The organism is Mycobacterium sp. 1465703.0 (assembly GCF_001672975.1).
GTDB lineage: Bacteria > Actinomycetota > Actinomycetes > Mycobacteriales > Mycobacteriaceae > Mycobacterium.
In genome coordinates this window covers 15,471-32,313 of sequence record NZ_LZKU01000149.1, presented here as the reverse complement: position 1 = coordinate 32,313, position 16,843 = coordinate 15,471, and the positions used below count along the sequence as shown (strand labels likewise).

Genomic DNA, 16,843 nt, shown 5'->3' with positions numbered 1-16,843 from the left:
GAGCCTTGAGATGACCAGCATTACCCCGATCCTCACCGGAGTGGCCGCTCACATCGGACACTACGCCGATGCCGTCGCCGTATCCGGAAGCGGCACACACATTTTCGTCTCCGGCACACCCGGGGTGCGCGAAGACGGCACCGTGCCTGAGGACTTCACCGACGAAGCACGGCAGTGCTGGGCCAATGTCGAAGCCGCGCTCGGCAAGGCCGGCGCCAAGCTCACCGACATTGTCTACATGCGCCAATGGATCACCAACCGTGACAATGCGTCCGCCTACCTGGCGGTGAGCAAAGAAATCATCCAGCACCAACCCGCCGCCATGTTCACCATCATCGACGGGCTGGTGTGGCCCAACATCCGGGTGGAAGTCGAAGCCACCGCCTTCCTGCCGGCATGAGCGACTACCCGATCGTCGACTTGTCCACCGACGCCCTGCTGACCACGACCCGTTCGGTGCGCAAACGTCTCGATTTGACCAAACCGGTTCCTATCGGCCTGATCCGGGAATGCCTGGAGATCGCGGTGCAGGCACCGACGTCGTCCAATGTGCAGAACTGGAGCTTCATTGTCGTCACCGATGTCGAACAGCGTCACGCGATTGCCGATGTGTACCGGCGCACCTGGGACTCGATCGTCGCGTCCCCTTTCGCGGTCGCCGATCGCTTCAAGGACGAGCCCGCGCGCAATCTCGAGCAACGCAAAGTCTCCGACAGTGCGGCGTATCTCGCCGAACACATTGGCGAGGTCCCCGTCTTGATGATCCCGTGCGTTGAGCTCATCGACGGGGACGGCACGCTGACGAGCGAAAACGCCAACAAGTATTGGAGTTCGATCATGCCCGCCACCTGGAGCTACATGCTCGCCGCGCGTTCTCGGGGCTTGGGAACCACGTGGACCGGGGTGACCATAATGGCCGACGACGAGATGCGGGCCATCCTCGGGCTGCCCGACAACGTCTATCACGCCACGACCATCCCCACCGCCTACTACACCGGCACGACCTTCCACCGTGCCAAACGGATTCCGCTCGACGACGTGTTGCATTTCGACCGGTGGTGAGCCGCAGCAAGTTTGGCGCCTCAGCCCCGTCGATCAACCCGACCAACGATGAGTACCAACACATGTCGCGAAGAACTACGCGCCCATTGGTACGCAATATCGCCCTGAGGGGGGACGCCTCGCACCCCAAAAATATTGCGCTGCAGTGCAAATAGGTGTCTTCTCACATGGCGTTGCCGATGCCGATCCGATTAGGCTTGAGTTTATGAGCAAAGCTATGACCGTTTCTGCTAGCAAGCCTAACCTCGGCCGGTTCGGATCGTTCGGGATCGGCGTCACGCCCCAGCAGGCCAAAGAAAGAGGCCCTGGGTTACGGGGCAATCTGGGTAGGCAATTCGCCGCCGGCCGAATTGTCCTGGGTGGAGCCTATTCTGGAAGCCACGACGACGCTGCAGGCGGCCACCGGAATCGCCAACATCTGGACGGCGCCCGCCAAACCGGTGGCCGTGTCGTTCCACCGCATCGAAAGGATTACCCCGGCCGGTTCCTGTTGGGTATCGGCGTCGGCCATCGCGAGATAATCAATGATTACCGCAAACCGTATGAGGCACTGGTCGAATACCTGGACAAGCTCGACGAGTACGGAGTACCGGCCAACCGGCGGGTACTGGGCGCACAGGGCCCCCGCGTGCTGAAGCTTTCGGCTGAGCGCAGCGGGGGCGCATTCCCATACCAGACCACACCGGAGCACACCGCCCACGCGCGGGAATTGTTGGGTCCGTCGGCGTTCCTGGCGGCCGAGCTCAAGGTGGTGTTGACCACCGACGCCGACGAGGCGCGTGCGGTGGGCGGTAAGGGGCTCGACATGTACTTCAATCTGGTCAACTTTCGCAACAGCTGGAAGCGGCAGGGCTTTTCCGAGGAGGAAGTCGTCCGCCCGGGGAGTGACCGCCTGGTTGACGCTTTGGTTGCTTATGGCACCGTCGACCAAATCGCGGCGCGGTTGAAGGAGCACCTCGACGCCGGCGCCGACCACGTGGCCGTGGAGGTTCTGACGGAGGATGAAAACTTGGTCTCGGCACTGGCCGAATTGGCGGGGCCACTGGCATTGACTCAGCGGTAAGGGCGACGCAGATGAACGAGGACGTGTCGTTGAAACGCCCTCGGCCGATTCGGTTCGTGTATGGCTGCTTGCGCACCATCGCACCGGCCTCGCCGCCAAGATCGAAGCACTCGGCTACGGCGCCGTGTGGATCGGCGCGTGGGACCACGCGTGTTCCTGATCGCCGGCCCGCTTTGGCGGCGATCGGGCTGCTGCTGAACCGCCCGAAAGCCAATGGATTCCACGCCGCACCGTTGATGACCAATCCGCCGCCGGGCGCCGACCTGTGCCCCGACATCGCGGCTTGTGCCGCGACCGGCCCGGTGTGCAACCCGCGCTGGCCAGCAGCCCCTCGGCCGCGACCGAACCACGCCTCCGCGGTAATCGTTCATTTGTTGAAAACAACACCTTATGACCATGCTTGCGCCGGCACCATCGATGTGCTGTTCGCCGAACCTCGCTTTGCGTTGACGGCTAACAGTTGGACCACGCGGCGGCACGAGAAGTCCGGCGCAATTCGAATACGAGGGCACAACAAGTTGGAGGAAAGATGACAGCACTACCCGTACCATCCGAAGCCCACGACTACGAGCGCATGATGACCATGCTGACTGGTTTCTGGGTCACCCAGATCGTCTGTGCAGCGGCGACTTTCAATTTGGCGGATCATCTTGCGGCAGGTACCGACACGGCTGAAGCGATCGCCGCGGAGGAATCCACCGATCCGGACGCCACCCGGAGGCTGATCCGTGCCTGCGCCTCGCTGGGTCTTGTGACGTCGACCGATGGCGTCCAGTTCAGCGGGACGTCCCTGCTCAGCACGCTGCTCAAAGACGACCCGAACTCGTTGCGCGGCATGGCCCTTGTGCAAGCCGCACCTGGTCATTGGTTGACCTGGGGACGCTTCCCGGATGCTGTTCGCAGCGGCGCCAGGCAGATTGAGGCCGCACACGGCACACGCGGCACGATCTTCGACTACTTAGCAGCTCATCCCGACGAGGCGAGTCTTTTCACCGAAGCCATGTCGAACCTCAGTGCAGCTGCGGCGATCGAGATCGCGAAGGTGGTCGATACCCGAGGCGTCAACTACGCACTCGACGTTGGGGGAGCAAACGGCGAGGTTCTTCGGGCGATGATGCGGGCCAACCCCGAGCTGCGCGGTGCAGTCTTCGATCTGCCGCACATTGTGCCCGACGCCGCGGCGGCGGCTCGCAAAGACGGTCTGCAAGAACGCCTCACCGCGGTGGGCGGCGACTTCTTCGAGTCGGTACCGCCCTCAGATCTGTACGTGCTCAAATACATCCTGCACGACTGGGACGACGAGAGCTGTACACGGATCTTGAGAAACTGTCGTGCTGCTATGCAGGAGGGTGGGCGCCTCGTCGTTATCGACTATCTGGTCGGAGAATTCGGAGCTCCTGGACTGCCGACGATGATGGACATGAACATGCTGGTCGTGACTGGCGGCAAAGAACGCGACATCGCCGAGTTCGACGCGCTCTTCGCCTCCACCGGACTTCGTCGCACGACCGTCGGCCAGGCCGGGCAGTTCGCAGTCATAGAAACCGTCGGGATCTGAACGCCGCATCTGTCCCGCGCGCCGCACGGCGGCGCATTACTCACCCGGGTGAATACGTGGTTGGGGTGATGACAATTCGTCCCGCCTGGCTGCAGTCTCGGTACGACGAGATCCGGGTGAGATTGTCGGTCAGCAGAACCAGGAAGGCACCGCGAAATGCATTTAGAGGAGAAGATGAGCGACACCAAGCAGTCCACCGAAGACCTGGCGATCCTCGAGCAGCTCAACAAGGACTACGTCCACTCCGACCAATTCAACGATGTCAAGCGCTTCAGCGAGTTCCTCGCCCAAGACTTCATCGTGCAGACTCCGGGCGTCACTCGGAACCGTGAAGAGTTCCTCGAGTACATCGCTAAGCCGCGTCCCTTCAAGGATCTCGCTGTGCACGACGTCAACATCCGCATCCTCAGTGACGTCGCCTTGATTCACGCCCGCGCCACATACACCATGCTCGCCGATGGTGCGAACCAAGAAGCTCTGTACACGGACACGTATCAGAAGCGTGGGGGCACCTGGGTGTGTGTGGCAGCCTGTGCGATCGCTCCGGGAGCTTGAGGCGCGCACCCGCATCTCCTAGCCCGTGGGCTTCCGATCATGCCGAGTAGATCGGGATAGGTCGTCATGCCGACTGGAATCGTGTTGTTTCCCAACCCGCAAGCAGTCAACGTCGTCGACGACGTGGTGGCCCAGGCCAGCCGTGCGTACGACCTCGGCGTCCGCCAGGTCTGGCTGGGCCAGCAATTCGATTACGACGCGATCACTCTCGCGGCTTTGGTGGGCGCGGCCGTACCGGGTCTCGGCGTCGGCACGTCGGTGGTGCCGATCAACCCGCGTCACCCGCTGATCGTCGCGTCGTTGGCGCAGACTGCGCAGGCCGCGTCGCACGGCAACTTCTGTCTCGGTCTCGGATTGGGCTCGCACGAGCCGGAGCGGCAGGCGTTCGGAATGACGTGGCCCAACACAATCACGCGCCTTCACGAGCAGTTGACGGTGCTGCGGTCCATCTTCGATACCGGAGCAGTCGACTTCAGCGGCAACGAGATCAGCGCGCAGCCCGGATGGCCGGTGCGGGTTGCCGGGGGCACGCCGGTCCCGGTGTACGTGGCCGCGATGGGCCCAAAGGCATTGCAGGTCACCGGCGAGCTGGCCGACGGCACCCTGCCGTATCTCGCCGGTCCGAAGACGATCGAAGAGTTCATCGAACCGGCCATCGCGAAGTCGGCCGGCAACGCTGGACGGCCGAGACCCAAGATTATCGCGCAGGTGCCGGCACTCGTATCCGACGATGTTGATGCGGCAAAGAATTTCGCGGCCGAGCAGTTGAGCTTCTACGCGGCCATTCCGTCGTATCAGAAGGTGATTTCGCGCGAGGGTGTCGCCGGCCCGGCAGACCTTGCCGCGGTGGGTTCAGCGGAATCGGTCAGGCGTCAGCTTCAGGGCTATCTGGATGCCGGTGCGACCGATGTGGTGCTGACCGCACTGGCCTGGGCAGAAACCGCTGTGGCCGAGGAACTGTGGGCTGTCGCTGCCTCGATCTGACCGACCGGTCCGGCGAGTCGCAGCCGAATCCCAGAAAGTGAGCATCGCAGTGGCGACGGTTCGTTGTTCTGCTCAGTGACGGCTGGATTCCCGGCCAGGTCTGGGCCGACGGATTACGCGGGGTGGCTTGATGGCAGCCCCCAGCCTGCACCGGCGTCGCTTTCGGCGAGTGCGGCGATCGCCGACCAGTCCAGCTGCCCGCCGCCGTTGGCCACGAGCGCGAGATAACGGTCGTGCAGCAGGCTGACGACCGGCAACGGAACTGCCAACTCGTCGGCGGCGGCCAGCGCGAGCCGAATGTCCTTGAGTCCCAACGCCGCAGCGAACCCCGCTGGCTCGAATTCCTTGCGAGCGATCATGCCGCCGTAGGTCTGGTAAGCCGGTCCGCCGAACAAGGTGGACGTGAGAATGTCGACGTACCGCAGTGGATCCATGCCGGCCTTGCGGATCAGCGCGATGGCCTCGCCGAGCGACTGGATGACCGACGCGGCGAGGAAGTTACCCGTGAGCTTCACCAAGTTGGCCACTTGTTGCTCCTCGGACACCACGAACGTCGCCTGCCCGATCGTCTCGAAAAGCGGAGCCAGCGCTTCGAGCACCTGCGGCGCGCCCGCCACGATCACGAAAAGCTTTGCAGCCGCTGCGGCGTCGGGCCCGAGAAACACCGGAGCAGCAACGTAATGCTGTCCGGCCGCGCTGTGCGCGTCCGTCAGGCGTTTCGACAATTCGATGCTGATGGTGCTCGACGACACGTGCGTGGCTCCTGGCGCTAACGACGCAAGGACGCCTCGCTCTCCGAACACGACTTCTTCGACGGCACGGTCGTCGCCGAGCATGGTCATCACCACGTCACCGACGCACGCTTCGGCGACGGTGCGCGCCAGCGTTGCGCCCTGCTGGACCAGCGGGGCGGCCTTGGCGGCGCTGCGGTTGTAGACGGTGACGGAGTGACCCGCATTGACGAGGTTGGCGGCCATGCCACGACCCATGTTCCCCAGGCCGATGAATCCGATGTCCATGGCTTCCACTATGCCGTGGTCCGAAGGGAAGTTCGAGGCACTATGCCTGCCGGAATCGTGTTGTTTCCCAACCGGCAAGCAACCAATGCCGTCGATGGGTAGTGCAGCCGGCGCGGCAGACCCAGCGGTCTTGAGCACACCAGCCTGGGGCGTACGCCGGCGTGGCCGAAGACCTCTGGTCGCCGCGTCGCCCTATGCGATTGCGCCGCGCTTCGCTCTCACCGGATGCTAGGTCTCCTGCGAAACCTCGCGCCGTGGGTGGTGCAGCAGCGCACGCACCAGCGGGCGCGGCCCGACGGACCGAAGCATCAGGCTGGCCGGGCGGACCCGCACCCGCTTCGGCCACCAGAACCAGCGTCCCATCACCGTCATGATCGACGGCGTGATGAGCGATCGGACGACGAAGGTGTCGAACAACAGGCCGATGCCGATTGTCGTGCCGAATTGGCCGATCGCCCGGAGGTCGCTGGTGATCATCGCTCCCATAGTGACGGCGAACACCACACCGGCGGCAGTCACCACCGGGCCGGTCACACCCATGCCGCGGATGAGTCCTGTTTTCAGGCCGGCTCCGATCTCCTCCTCGATCCGGGACACCAGCATCAGGTTGTAGTCGGATCCCACCGCCAACAGCACGATCAACGCGAATTCAGTTGCTACCCAGTGCAACTGGAAATCACCAAGGTGCTGCCAGATCAGTGTCGAGAACCCGAATGCGGCCCCGAGCGACATCACGATGGTGCCCACGATGACGCCCGCAGCGACCAAAGCGCGGGTGACGATCACCATGATGATGAAGATGAGCACAATCGAGGCCACCCCGGCGATCATCAGGTCATACTTGGCGCCGTTGGCGATGTCGTAGAACGTCGCGGCGGTGCCGCCGAGGTAGATGTCGGCATTCTCCAGCGAGGTGAGTTTCAGCGCCTCCTTGGCTGCTTGGCGCTCCTGATCGACAGACGCAATTCCCTTGGTCGTCGCCGGATCCACGGTGTGGGTGATGATGAAGCGCGCAGCCTTGCCGTCGGGCGACATCATCAAGCTCAACCCCAATTGAAAGTCGGGGTTCTGGAAGACTTCGGGCGGCAGGTAGAACAGGCTCTCCACCTGAGAGTCGTTGAACGACTTGCCCATCACGGCGTTGGTGTCGGTTAACCGGTCGAACTGGTCGATCAGGCTGTCGAACGAGCTGTAGATGGTCAGCGTCGTATCCCGGATCGACTTCGAGACAGCGATGTTCTCCGGAATAATCGCGAGCAGTTCGCGGGTGGCCTTGGCCGTGTCGGTGAGGTCGCTGGTGAGGGCGTGGAACTTTTCCGCCAGTTGATCGAACCCGTCCAAGGCGGTGAACAGGCTGCGCAGCGACCAGCAGATCGGAATGTCGTAGCAGTGCTTCTCCCAGTAGAAGTAACTGCGAATCGGTCTCCAGAAGTCGTCGAAATCTGCTATGTGGTCCCGGATCTCGTCGGTGATCGCCGCCGTCTCGCCCGTGGTTCTCGAGCTGTCGTCCGCGGCGTTCGCGAGCTTCTGGGTCACCGCGTATTGGCGCTCCAGTAGGGCGATCTGAGTGTCGAGGAAACCGGTGATCCTCTTGATGTCGCCGACACGCTCCTTCAGGTAGGTCAGGTTGCTGCGGATCGGGGCGCTTTGCACACTGAGCTGGAACGGGATGGAGCCGTCTTGAATTGGCGGGCCGAGAGGTCTGGTGATGCTCTGCACCCGTTCGATGCCGGGCACCCGGAAGATAGCTCCCGCCACCTTGTCCAAGACCAGCAAGTCCCTGGGGTTGCGCAGATCGTGGTCGGATTCGATCATCAGCAGATCCGGGTTCAAACGGGCCTGGGTGAAGTGTTGATCGGCCGCGGTGTACGCCTTCACTGACGAAGCGCTTTGCGGCAAGTAGTACAGGTCGTTGTAGCGCGGAGTGAACCCCATCAAGCCCAGGGCGCCGACGATCGCCAGGATGACGGAGATAGCGAGGATGGGCGCCGGCCACCGCACGATGGCCGTTGCCAAACGGCGCCACCGGGTGTAGTTGAACTCGCGCTTGGGGTCGAACAGGCCGAAGCCGCTTGCGAAGGCGATCAGCGCAGGCGTCAGCGTGACCCCGGCGGCCACCACCACCAGCAGACCCACTGCACACGGAAAGGCCAACGAACTGAAGTAGGGGAGCCGGGTGAATTTCAGACAGGCCAGCGCCCCGACGATCGTCAAACCCGAGCCCAGCACCACCTTCGTGACACCGGCGAAGGTGTCGTAGTAGGCGGCTTCGGGGTCCAGTCCCCGTTCGCGGCCCTCCTGGTAGCGGCCGACCATGAATATCGCGTAGTCGGTACCCGCCGCGATGGCCAGTGCCGTCAACAAGTTCACGGCGAAAGTCGACAGCCCCATGATGCCGGTTTCGCCCAGCAGAGCCACTACGCCGCGGCCGGTGGCCAGTCCGATGAACAGGATGACCATCGTCAGCAGTACCGTGCCGATGGATCGATAGACGAACATCAGCATGATCGCGATGATGATGATGGTGATGATCGTCATCCTGGCCAGACTCGCGTCGCCGACAACGATCGTGTCGGCGGTCAGGGCTCCCTGACCGGCGACATAGGCCTTCACGCCCGCCGGCGGCTTCGAGTCCGCGACTATTTTGCGAACCGCGGCAACCGATTTGTCGCCGATGGCTCCACCCTGGTCACCGCGCAGGTTGACCTGGACGTAGGCGGACTTGTGGTCGTAGCTCTCGACACCGGAGGACGTGAATCGCTGTCCCCAGAAATTCAGCGCATGCTCGACGTGCTGGGTGTCCTGCTGCAACTTCTTGACTAGATCGTCGTAATACCGGTGCGCATCCTCCCCGAGAGGTTTGTCACCGACCAGGGTCACCAGGACGAGGTTGTCGGAGTCGTACTCCTTGAATTTCTGCCCGATGTGTTTCATCCCGGTCACCGAAGGCGCGTCGGATGGCGAGAGCGGCACCGAGACGTCCTCGGCGACCTTTTCCAACTGTGGGACGAAGACGTTGACGCAGATCGCGATCAGCAGCCACACCACGATGATCGGCAGTGCCAGGACGCGGATGGTGTGGGCCAGACGCGGTTTGCGCGCGACTGAGCCGCGCTGCGCGACAGGGATTCTGTCCGTGTCGCTCGTATCGTCACTCACGCGGACTTGTCCAAGCAGGAAACTTGCGCGTTCCGGTTGGTGGCCTGTTGTTGATCGACCAATTTGCCGTCGACGGTGATCCGGCAGCCGATGGAAGGGCTGTCACCTTGGGCGACGACGTAGGCGAAGATGCCGGGCATCGCGGCGACGATGGTCTTCGACCACGGCAAGGTGGTGAAGGTGGCCTTCTGCGGTAGTGACTCCGCATCCATCCAGTTGACGACGCCGGTTGTCCCGGGCGGGCCCAGGATTTCGTAGATGGCGGTCTTGGTGGCGTACGGAGGGGTCGCATCACGGGGGTCGGGCTTGGACAGGCCCGGTCCCGGGAAGACGCCGTTGAGTCGGAATACCGCAACGCCGCCGATGATCAGCGCCACGACCACGACGAGCGGAACCCACGCCCGCTTGAGAAGTTTCAACAACAGAGCCCCTTCCGCTGATGAATTCTCAACCTGATGTTAAGACATGCCGCCGCGCACACTAACCTTTGAACGCATAGCGCCCAAATTGATTCCTGCGTGCCGCTCGGCTTGTTGTGCTCCTGATCGGCTTGATCGGCAACGACGTGACGCGAGGTAAGCTACTCGCGCGCGGGCAGCACAAACGACCCTCGACATGGGATACGCACTGCCGCGTGTTTTCCGCGAAACCCCTCCCGGTCGATTGTGTAGCCGGAGGCGAGGAAACCCTCTGCGTTACAACCAACTTCGATGTAGGGCGTTGATTCGTCATTTGCCACAATCCATTACGTCATACCCGACGCAACTTCGCAACGCGGCGCTGACGCGAAGATTTCGTAGGCGTCGGTGACCAAGGTGAGGCTGACGGGTTGCCATGGCTTAGAGCTTGTTGATGGCGCGGTTTTGGACTCGTTCGGGCTAGACAGCAGCCGTCGCGCTGCATGTTGTATGAGCCCCGCCCGAGTCGGGCGTCCATTTACTTAATCTATCGAAGTAAGCTGAACCGCACCATCGGGTTTTGCGTCCAATGACCGGCCACCAGCGTGTCTACCTGCGGTAATGGTGAGCATCGTAGACGGCCGGGGTTAGCTTCAGAAGGTTAACTAATTCGCCGGCGCAAACGAAGTTACTTTGAATTGCTAGCCACTTTTTGCGACCAGTAGATTGTTCGCCGCTCACCGGAAATGCAGCACAAATAAGGCGATGGCGCGTAGGCTGACCAGTATGGTCAAGACCAAGACCTGTATACATTGCGGCCACACGTTCGATCCGGACGACCGACGCCGTGACCTGTCCGATCCGGACTGGCTTCCGGCCGCGTCAGCCTATTGTTCGCATCATTGCAGCGACCGGTTCCATTGCGATATGGGGCATTGCTGCTCAACCCACATAAAAGAGAAGGCTCGGCGGGAAGCCGCAAAGACGGCACACTCCCAAACCTAGGCCCATCGGCGTCGATTCAGTACCGCGCGCTGCGTCGCGGTCCACACTTGCTGGCGCACATCCTGTTTCGGTTTCTGGCTCTTCGGTTTTGAGCGCATTGATCTGTGAGGTTGCTGCAGTGCGGTAGGGCATTCCGATGTGGAATAAGGCTGCGCGGGGGGCATTACTCACCCGGGTGAATAGGCGGGTGGGGTGATGACAGCTCACCCCACCTGGCCGCAGTCTCAGTACGACCAGATCCCGGCGGGATTACCGTCGCCGATCCGGTTCAACCGGAGCCGGCAGGAGAACCACGAAGGAACCCCGCATATGCACTTCGAGGCCAAGAAGGTCGTTGTTGTCGGCGGCAGTGCCGGCATCGGTCGGCAGGTCGCGATCGACATCGTCGATCACGGCGGGAGCGCGGTAATCCTCGGCCTGTCGAAGGCCCGTATCGACGACACCATCGCTGAGCTGACGAGCCGAGGCGGCCAGGCCTGGGGTATCGCCGTCGATCTGACGGATCGCGCCGTCATCGGCGATGTGCAGCGTGCGCTTTCCGGGCAGCACGGCGACGCGACGCTGTTGGTCAATGCGGCCGGGTTCTTCATCCCCAAGCCGTTTCTCGAGTACGACGCGCAGTTCTATGACTCGTATATGGAGCTCAACTATGCCTTGTTCTTCCTGACGCAGACCGTCGTGCAGGGCATGATCGCCGGCGGTGAGGGCGGGTCCATCGTCAACGTCGGCAGCATGTGGGCCCATCAGGCGATCGGTGTGACCCCATCGTGTGGGCACTCGATGCAAAAGGCCGGGTTGCATGCGCTCACCCATAACCTGGCTATTGAGCTTGCCGGGCACCAAATCCGGGTCAACGCGGTGGCGCCGGCCGCCGTCAAGACTCCCGCACTCGAGCGGTGGGTCCCGAAGCACGAGATCGACGCCACGCTTGACACTTTCGCGCCGTTTCACCCATTGGGACGAGTCGGCACGCCCGCCGACGTCGCCAGCGCCATCATGTATCTGCTCTCCGATGAGGCCAGTTGGGTTACCGGCGCAATTCTGAACGTCGACGGCGGCGTCATGGCCGGCCGCAATTAATTCGATGGCGTCCTCAGCCTTCGAAATGAACCAAAGCCTGAAAGGGGAGATCCAGTGACAACTGACATCTTGAGGCCGGGCGGGCCGCCGGCTAAGTCCGTCGGCCGGACCGAAGGCAAATCGGTGTTCCTCGGGACGGTCGGTGTCCGCCACATCCTCGATAAGGTTCAGTCGGAAGGGCGCTTCTCCGTCCTCGAGCATCCGATGTCTCCTCGAGCGCTGGCGTCAGCGCTTCATCGCCACCACAACGAAGACGAGTACAGCTGGATCATCGAGGGACGCGTAGGCGCTTTGCTTGGCGACGAGGTGCTCTACGGCGGACCTGGCGACTTCATTCTCAAGCCACGCGGCCAATGGCATACCTTCTGGAACGCGGGCGATGAGCCGGCCCGCATTCTCGAAATCATCTCGCCTGCAGGATTTGAGCAGTTCTTCGACGAGCTTTCTGCCCTCGGCGGTGTGGACAAGATTGCGAAAGAGACCCTAGACGAACTCTGTGCGCGCTACGACCTGGAGATGGATGTCGACAGCGTCCCCGAACTATGCAAACGCTTCGGCTTGACATTCCCCGGCGAACCAATCTGACAATGAGCCGCTGGGTTCGAAATCCCGGTACGCGCAGGCATTGTCGGCCAGCACTAAAGTTAAGTCGCGAGGAGCATCATGATAGACGGCGATTACGACGACGCGGGGCCTGACCAGACGTTGGGGCCCAGCGAATCTTTGGACTCAGACAACGTACGCAACGACGACGGTGACATAGTGGTCGACGCGCCGTTGCGGTGGATCTCGCCTGACACTCACCTCACGCTGGCTAGGCGTCTAGCCGCTGAAGAGCCCGAGATCGGCTACACCGAGGAAGCGCCGCTGCGGCCCCGGCGTCACCGCGGTCAGATCAGTGGCAGCCCAAACGACGGCGCATCGTTTTACACGGTGGCGCGCGAAGAATTTGACGACGACGACGGCTGAATTGTCGGCCCGCTTACCGGGCGCCCTCGGCGAACGCGTTTATCCCGGTAGCACATCGATTGCGGCAACCATGGCTCCGACGAACAACATGAGAGGAAGCGCCCGCATGCCCAAGCCCGAATACTTCGACACTCCCGGATACGGCGAGATTGCCCGTACCCATAACTACTACAGCCAGGCTCTACGCATCGGCGATCGCATCGAGATCTCCGGGCAGGGGGGCTGGGACGCCGACTTCACCTTATGGGCCACATCCCTGGAGGACGAGATCGTCAAGGCGTGTGACAACGTGGAACAGACCCTCGCTGCGGCGGGCGCCAGCTGGCGCGACATCGTGAATGTCCGCTCCTACCACGTTCCCACCGCCGACAATTCCATTGGGGGTGAACACATGTCGGTGATGGTCGACCAGTTCCGCAAGCGGTGCGGTGACACTCTCCCGCTGTGGACCGCGGTGGGCGTCAAGGCGCTCGCACTGCCCGACCAGCACGTCGAGATCGAGGTCGTCGCCATCGTCGGATCCGGCAGCAAGTAGGCAGGCGCCGACCACCGGTGGGACTATTGACTTTCACGAGTCCGATCGGCGGAGTGAGGCACACAATCGAAGTAAGCAGTCAATTGCGACTCTGAAAGGTTCATCATGAAGATCGTTGTCATTGGCGGTCGTGGGCTTATCGGCTCGAAAGTAGCGGCCAAGCTCGGCGCCCAGGGACACGACGTGATCATCGCTTCACGCCGATCAGGTGTCGATTCACTCACCGGTGAAGGCCTCGCCAACGCCGTCGCGGGTGCGGATGTGCTGGTCGACGTCGCCGATTCACCGTTGTTCGACGATGAACCGGTGATGCACTTCTTCACGACCGCGACGGCGAATCTTCTTGCTGCTGAACGGGAAGCGGGAGTCAAACACCATGTCGCGTTGTCCGTAGTCGGCGCGCAGGTCATGCCGGATAGCGGCTACAACACGGCGAAAGCGGCCCAGGAAAACCTGATCAAGGAGTCGGGCCAGCCTTTTTCCATCGTGCGGGCAACTCCGTTCTACGAATTCGCAATTGGCTTGGCCGATTCCGCGACAGACGGAGACATCGTCAGATTGCCGCACGCGTTGTTCCGTCCCATCGCCGCCGACGATGTCGCCACCGCCGTGGCCCGCGCGGCTGTCGGGCAGCCTATTAACGGTGTAACGGAGATCGCTGGGCCCGAAGCAATGGGGATGGACGACTTTGTCCGCATGGGCCTTGCCGCCAATGGTGATCAACGTCGCGTCGTGACCGACGCCCAGGCGCCATACTTTGGTGCGGTGATCGACGACCACACCCTGGCACCCGACGAGAACGCCACCATCTTCACTACTCGGTACTCCGACTGGATTGACGAGAATTCCAGCCGCCGCGGTTAGGGAATTGACCAGGTAATCAACCGATCCCACGCGCACCAGCCCTGCCACGCGTTTCGACGTCGATGGGAATTCGGCTGTGCGCCCGGTTCGCAACCTCAGGGCGGAGAACACATGTCGCCGAGTTCGGCTGACTCCGAATCGGAATCAACAATGACCGTGCTGCAAGAAGTCCGGTCACCGCAGATTCCTGAAGATGCCCATGTGATGACTGTTGTCATCAACCATCCACCAGGCGCCCCGGGTTACCCACCACATCGTGTTCCTGGCGGCCCGGGATTCGGTTACATGATTGCCGGTGAGATGTTGTTCGAAATCGAGGGTGAAGCGCCCCGCGTCCTGCGCGCCGGCGACGCGTTCTGGGGACCCGGCGGCGACGTAATCCACTATCAGGACGCCAACAACCGCACTGACATTCCTTGTACCTTCGTCCTCACCCTCATGTGCGTGCCCGGGCGGCCGATGATCGAACCGGTTACCGATGAGGAGCTGGAGGAGCGGAAGGGACTGCGCGTCACCGGTTGACTTGACCTCGTTTCCGCGCTCTGGCACCGGGCCCCGGGTCAGGAGGATGGTGCCGAGAAGGTTGGTGCGGCCTACCCCTGAAAGGCCGGCAGAACAGAACCGGAATCGCGAATCTCCCAGATGCTGCCTTTCGTGATGCCGTCGAAGTTGATCTTGTCCAACGTTGCTCGCGAATACGTGAGGTCGATGGCGACCTGAGTCGAGGTGTTGCCGTACGGGTCGGTCATCGGGAAGGTGCCCTGCACGGTCACCGCGGAAGCGTCAGGATAGGTCGCCCGTGCGTACTTGAGGATGTCGATGGTGTCCAATCGGGCACCGTCTCTGATCATCTGCTCGGTGTAGTTATCACGGATGGCGAAGTGGGCGTTCACCACGTCGCCGGTCGGCCCCGGAGCAGTGGTGAAAGTGACTCCGTCCGGCTTTTTGGGGCCCGCCGGCGTCGACGGCGCCTCGGTCGGTGTCGCTGGCACCGCAGCCGCCGAACTGCTCGATTGAGCCGATTCGCTGTCCTTCTTGGGGTCGAAAACCCAGCTTTTACCGACGATGGCGAGGAGTACGAGGACGCACAGCGCCGCCAGCGCCAGGGCCGCCTTTCCAGAGACGCCTTTCTTCGGCGGCTCGGTGGAGAACGCCCACTCGCTGGTCCACTTGGTGCCGTCGAAGTACCGTTCCAGCCCGTGCCCTACCCCTGCCGGGTCGGGGTACCAGCCCGGCGCCGACTTAGGCGGGGGCGGCGCCTGCTCAGATGGCATTCATGCACCTTCGTCGTGACGGTGATCTTTCGGCTAACCGCAGCGATGGCCGCTAGCAGCCGCACCTTCCAGCCTAAGCTCTGAGCGTGTGTGACGGCCGCGCGGACGTCTGGCGATGTGAACTCGCGATGGGGGCCTATGGCGCATTCCATAGATCAGCGAGCGATTTCCTCAGCCCACCGTCCATCCGGATCTGCACGGTTGCCACCGCCACCATGATCGCGGCGGTCACCAAGTGCACGATGGCGTCGGTGGTGTTGTTGGGGAAGGTGAAGACAACCGCGACCTGATGCGAGAAGAATGCCCAAATACCCGGCAGCGCACCGGCTATCGCGGCCAGCAGTAGGTACAGGACGGACCACGACTTGCGCAGCGCGAATACCAGGCCCGGAGCGAATAGTGCCAGGCCGGCCACGGCGTGCCAGCCGTTGTAGTCCATTCCGAGCAGCTGGACGGTTGGCGCATCAGGCCCGGTCGCGAAGCTGGGATTGAGGACGAACCCGATAACGGCCTGAATGACGTGAAAGACGCAGATGATCAGCAGCCCGATCTGGGCGAAGCTGCACCTCACATGGCACCCCCTCGTGCGCGGCGAGATGCTCCAGATACTACGTTCTGTAGTAGGTTCTGGCAACGAAGGCAGTGGCTATGCTTCGCCGTTTCGTTCGATCCAGTGGCTAAGCGCATCTTCGAGCGCGGTCGCGACGTCCACACCGGCTCTGTCGGCGGCGTGCTCAAACCGCTCGACCAAGTCGGTGCGGACTGAGACGCCCAACCTGGAGTGCGACGGTTTTGGCTTCGGTGGCAGATCTACCGGCACGTGTCGCGCGACAGACGCGTCCATGATTTCGCGAAGCGCCGGTATCTCATTGAGCAACGTGGCCAGGTCGTCGCGTTCGATACGCAGTAACTCGGCCGGCCCGGTCGTCGTCACGGTCGCAGAACGCAGCCTCCCACGGTGCAGCGCCGACTCGCCGATCACCTCGCCCGGCCCCAGCGCGGCGACCCGGTCTTGGCCCACATACACGCCCACCTCCCCGCTGAGCAGGATGTAGAGAGAGTCGGACGGAGTTTGCTCATGAATCAGCGGCAACGGGGCCGACGTCGAACTGCGATGAGCCGCTCGGGCGAGCCGCTGTAGTTCGGCATCCGAAAAGTTACCGAATGTGGCGTACTGGCGTAGTCGACGAGCGTCTTCCTCATAGAGCTTCGCGTCTGCCTTCATCGCGGACTCCTGACGTGCGATGTGCCGCTGACATCGAAGAGCGTAACGCGGATTTGCGATACGAACTGCGGATTGCGAACGCGGAGACGGGCT

At 62.4% G+C, this 16,843-nt stretch carries 18 protein-coding genes and 1 pseudogene; 13 read left to right on the top strand and 6 right to left on the bottom strand.

Features of this window, described 5'->3' with window-relative positions; translation table 11 throughout:
- Window positions 1-10: 10 nt before the first annotated feature.
- From A5625_RS13210 to A5625_RS13180, 7 genes and pseudogenes are all read left to right on the top strand, one after another.
- Complete coding sequence (locus A5625_RS13210; protein ID WP_066994082.1) at window positions 11-400, top strand: Rid family hydrolase; 390 nt, start codon at window positions 11-13, stop codon at window positions 398-400.
- On the top strand, window positions 397-1,062 hold the full coding sequence (locus A5625_RS13205) for a nitroreductase family protein (RefSeq protein WP_066994079.1): 666 nt from the start codon (window positions 397-399) through the stop codon (window positions 1,060-1,062). Before A5625_RS13210 ends, A5625_RS13205 begins: the two co-directional genes overlap by 4 nt.
- 217 nt (window positions 1,063-1,279) lie before the next feature.
- A pseudogene (locus A5625_RS13200) lies at window positions 1,280-2,125 on the top strand (LLM class F420-dependent oxidoreductase).
- 173 nt (window positions 2,126-2,298) lie between these two features.
- Window positions 2,299-2,658, top strand: a complete 360-nt coding sequence (locus tag A5625_RS29605; RefSeq protein WP_066994076.1) for a hypothetical protein — start codon at window positions 2,299-2,301, stop codon at window positions 2,656-2,658.
- Entirely contained in the window at window positions 2,655-3,683 is a 1,029-nt protein-coding gene (locus A5625_RS13190; protein ID WP_066994074.1) for a methyltransferase, read from the top strand. The genes A5625_RS29605 and A5625_RS13190 overlap by 4 nt, the downstream gene beginning before the upstream one ends.
- Window positions 3,684-3,857: 174 nt before the next feature.
- Window positions 3,858-4,238, top strand: a complete 381-nt coding sequence (locus A5625_RS13185; protein WP_066994122.1) for a nuclear transport factor 2 family protein — start codon at window positions 3,858-3,860, stop codon at window positions 4,236-4,238.
- A gap of 66 nt (window positions 4,239-4,304) precedes the next feature.
- A complete protein-coding gene (locus A5625_RS13180; RefSeq protein WP_066994071.1) occupies window positions 4,305-5,222 on the top strand; it encodes an LLM class F420-dependent oxidoreductase in 918 nt (305 codons plus the stop codon).
- A gap of 113 nt (window positions 5,223-5,335) precedes the next feature.
- Here A5625_RS13180 and A5625_RS13175 read toward each other — a convergent pair whose 3' ends face one another.
- The 3 genes from A5625_RS13175 to A5625_RS13165 all read right to left on the bottom strand — a co-directional run bounded on the left by A5625_RS13175 (window position 5,336) and on the right by A5625_RS13165 (window position 9,819).
- A complete protein-coding gene (locus A5625_RS13175) occupies window positions 5,336-6,241 on the bottom strand; it encodes an NAD(P)-dependent oxidoreductase (protein WP_066994068.1) in 906 nt (301 codons plus the stop codon).
- 228 nt (window positions 6,242-6,469) lie between these two features.
- Entirely contained in the window at window positions 6,470-9,400 is a 2,931-nt protein-coding gene (locus tag A5625_RS13170; protein ID WP_066994066.1) for an RND family transporter, read from the bottom strand.
- Window positions 9,397-9,819, bottom strand: coding sequence for an MmpS family transport accessory protein (locus tag A5625_RS13165; RefSeq protein ID WP_197516085.1), 423 nt, complete (start codon window positions 9,817-9,819; stop codon window positions 9,397-9,399). Before A5625_RS13165 ends, A5625_RS13170 begins: the two co-directional genes overlap by 4 nt.
- A gap of 1,293 nt (window positions 9,820-11,112) precedes the next feature.
- On the opposite strand from A5625_RS13165, the gene A5625_RS13160 reads away from it, so the two are divergent.
- The 6 genes from A5625_RS13160 to A5625_RS13135 all read left to right on the top strand — a co-directional run bounded on the left by A5625_RS13160 (window position 11,113) and on the right by A5625_RS13135 (window position 14,773).
- Window positions 11,113-11,883: an SDR family NAD(P)-dependent oxidoreductase gene (locus A5625_RS13160; protein ID WP_066994119.1), complete on the top strand. Its 771-nt coding sequence runs from the start codon at window positions 11,113-11,115 to the stop codon at window positions 11,881-11,883.
- Window positions 11,884-11,937: 54 nt separating this feature from the next.
- On the top strand, window positions 11,938-12,468 hold the full coding sequence (locus tag A5625_RS13155; protein ID WP_232003646.1) for a cupin domain-containing protein: 531 nt from the start codon (window positions 11,938-11,940) through the stop codon (window positions 12,466-12,468).
- A gap of 78 nt (window positions 12,469-12,546) precedes the next feature.
- The gene (locus tag A5625_RS13150) at window positions 12,547-12,852 is read left to right on the top strand and encodes a hypothetical protein (protein WP_066994060.1); all 306 of its coding nucleotides are present in this window, start codon (window positions 12,547-12,549) and stop codon (window positions 12,850-12,852) included.
- Between the two features lie 106 nt (window positions 12,853-12,958).
- Entirely contained in the window at window positions 12,959-13,387 is a 429-nt protein-coding gene (locus tag A5625_RS13145; protein WP_066994057.1) for a Rid family hydrolase, read from the top strand.
- Between the two features lie 105 nt (window positions 13,388-13,492).
- Entirely contained in the window at window positions 13,493-14,251 is a 759-nt protein-coding gene (locus A5625_RS13140) for an SDR family oxidoreductase (protein ID WP_066994054.1), read from the top strand.
- Window positions 14,252-14,401: 150 nt separating this feature from the next.
- Window positions 14,402-14,773: a cupin domain-containing protein gene (locus tag A5625_RS13135; protein ID WP_369830007.1), complete on the top strand. Its 372-nt coding sequence runs from the start codon at window positions 14,402-14,404 to the stop codon at window positions 14,771-14,773.
- Window positions 14,774-14,844: 71 nt separating this feature from the next.
- Here the strand turns inward: A5625_RS13135 and A5625_RS13130 are convergent, their stop codons facing one another.
- From A5625_RS13130 to A5625_RS13120, 3 genes are all read right to left on the bottom strand, one after another.
- Complete coding sequence (locus A5625_RS13130; protein WP_066994047.1) at window positions 14,845-15,525, bottom strand: DUF2510 domain-containing protein; 681 nt, start codon at window positions 15,523-15,525, stop codon at window positions 14,845-14,847.
- 136 nt (window positions 15,526-15,661) lie between these two features.
- On the bottom strand, window positions 15,662-16,096 hold the full coding sequence (locus A5625_RS13125; RefSeq protein ID WP_066994045.1) for a DUF4383 domain-containing protein: 435 nt from the start codon (window positions 16,094-16,096) through the stop codon (window positions 15,662-15,664).
- 75 nt (window positions 16,097-16,171) lie between these two features.
- On the bottom strand, window positions 16,172-16,750 hold the full coding sequence (locus A5625_RS13120; protein ID WP_066994042.1) for a cyclic nucleotide-binding domain-containing protein: 579 nt from the start codon (window positions 16,748-16,750) through the stop codon (window positions 16,172-16,174).
- Window positions 16,751-16,843 lie beyond the last annotated feature (93 nt).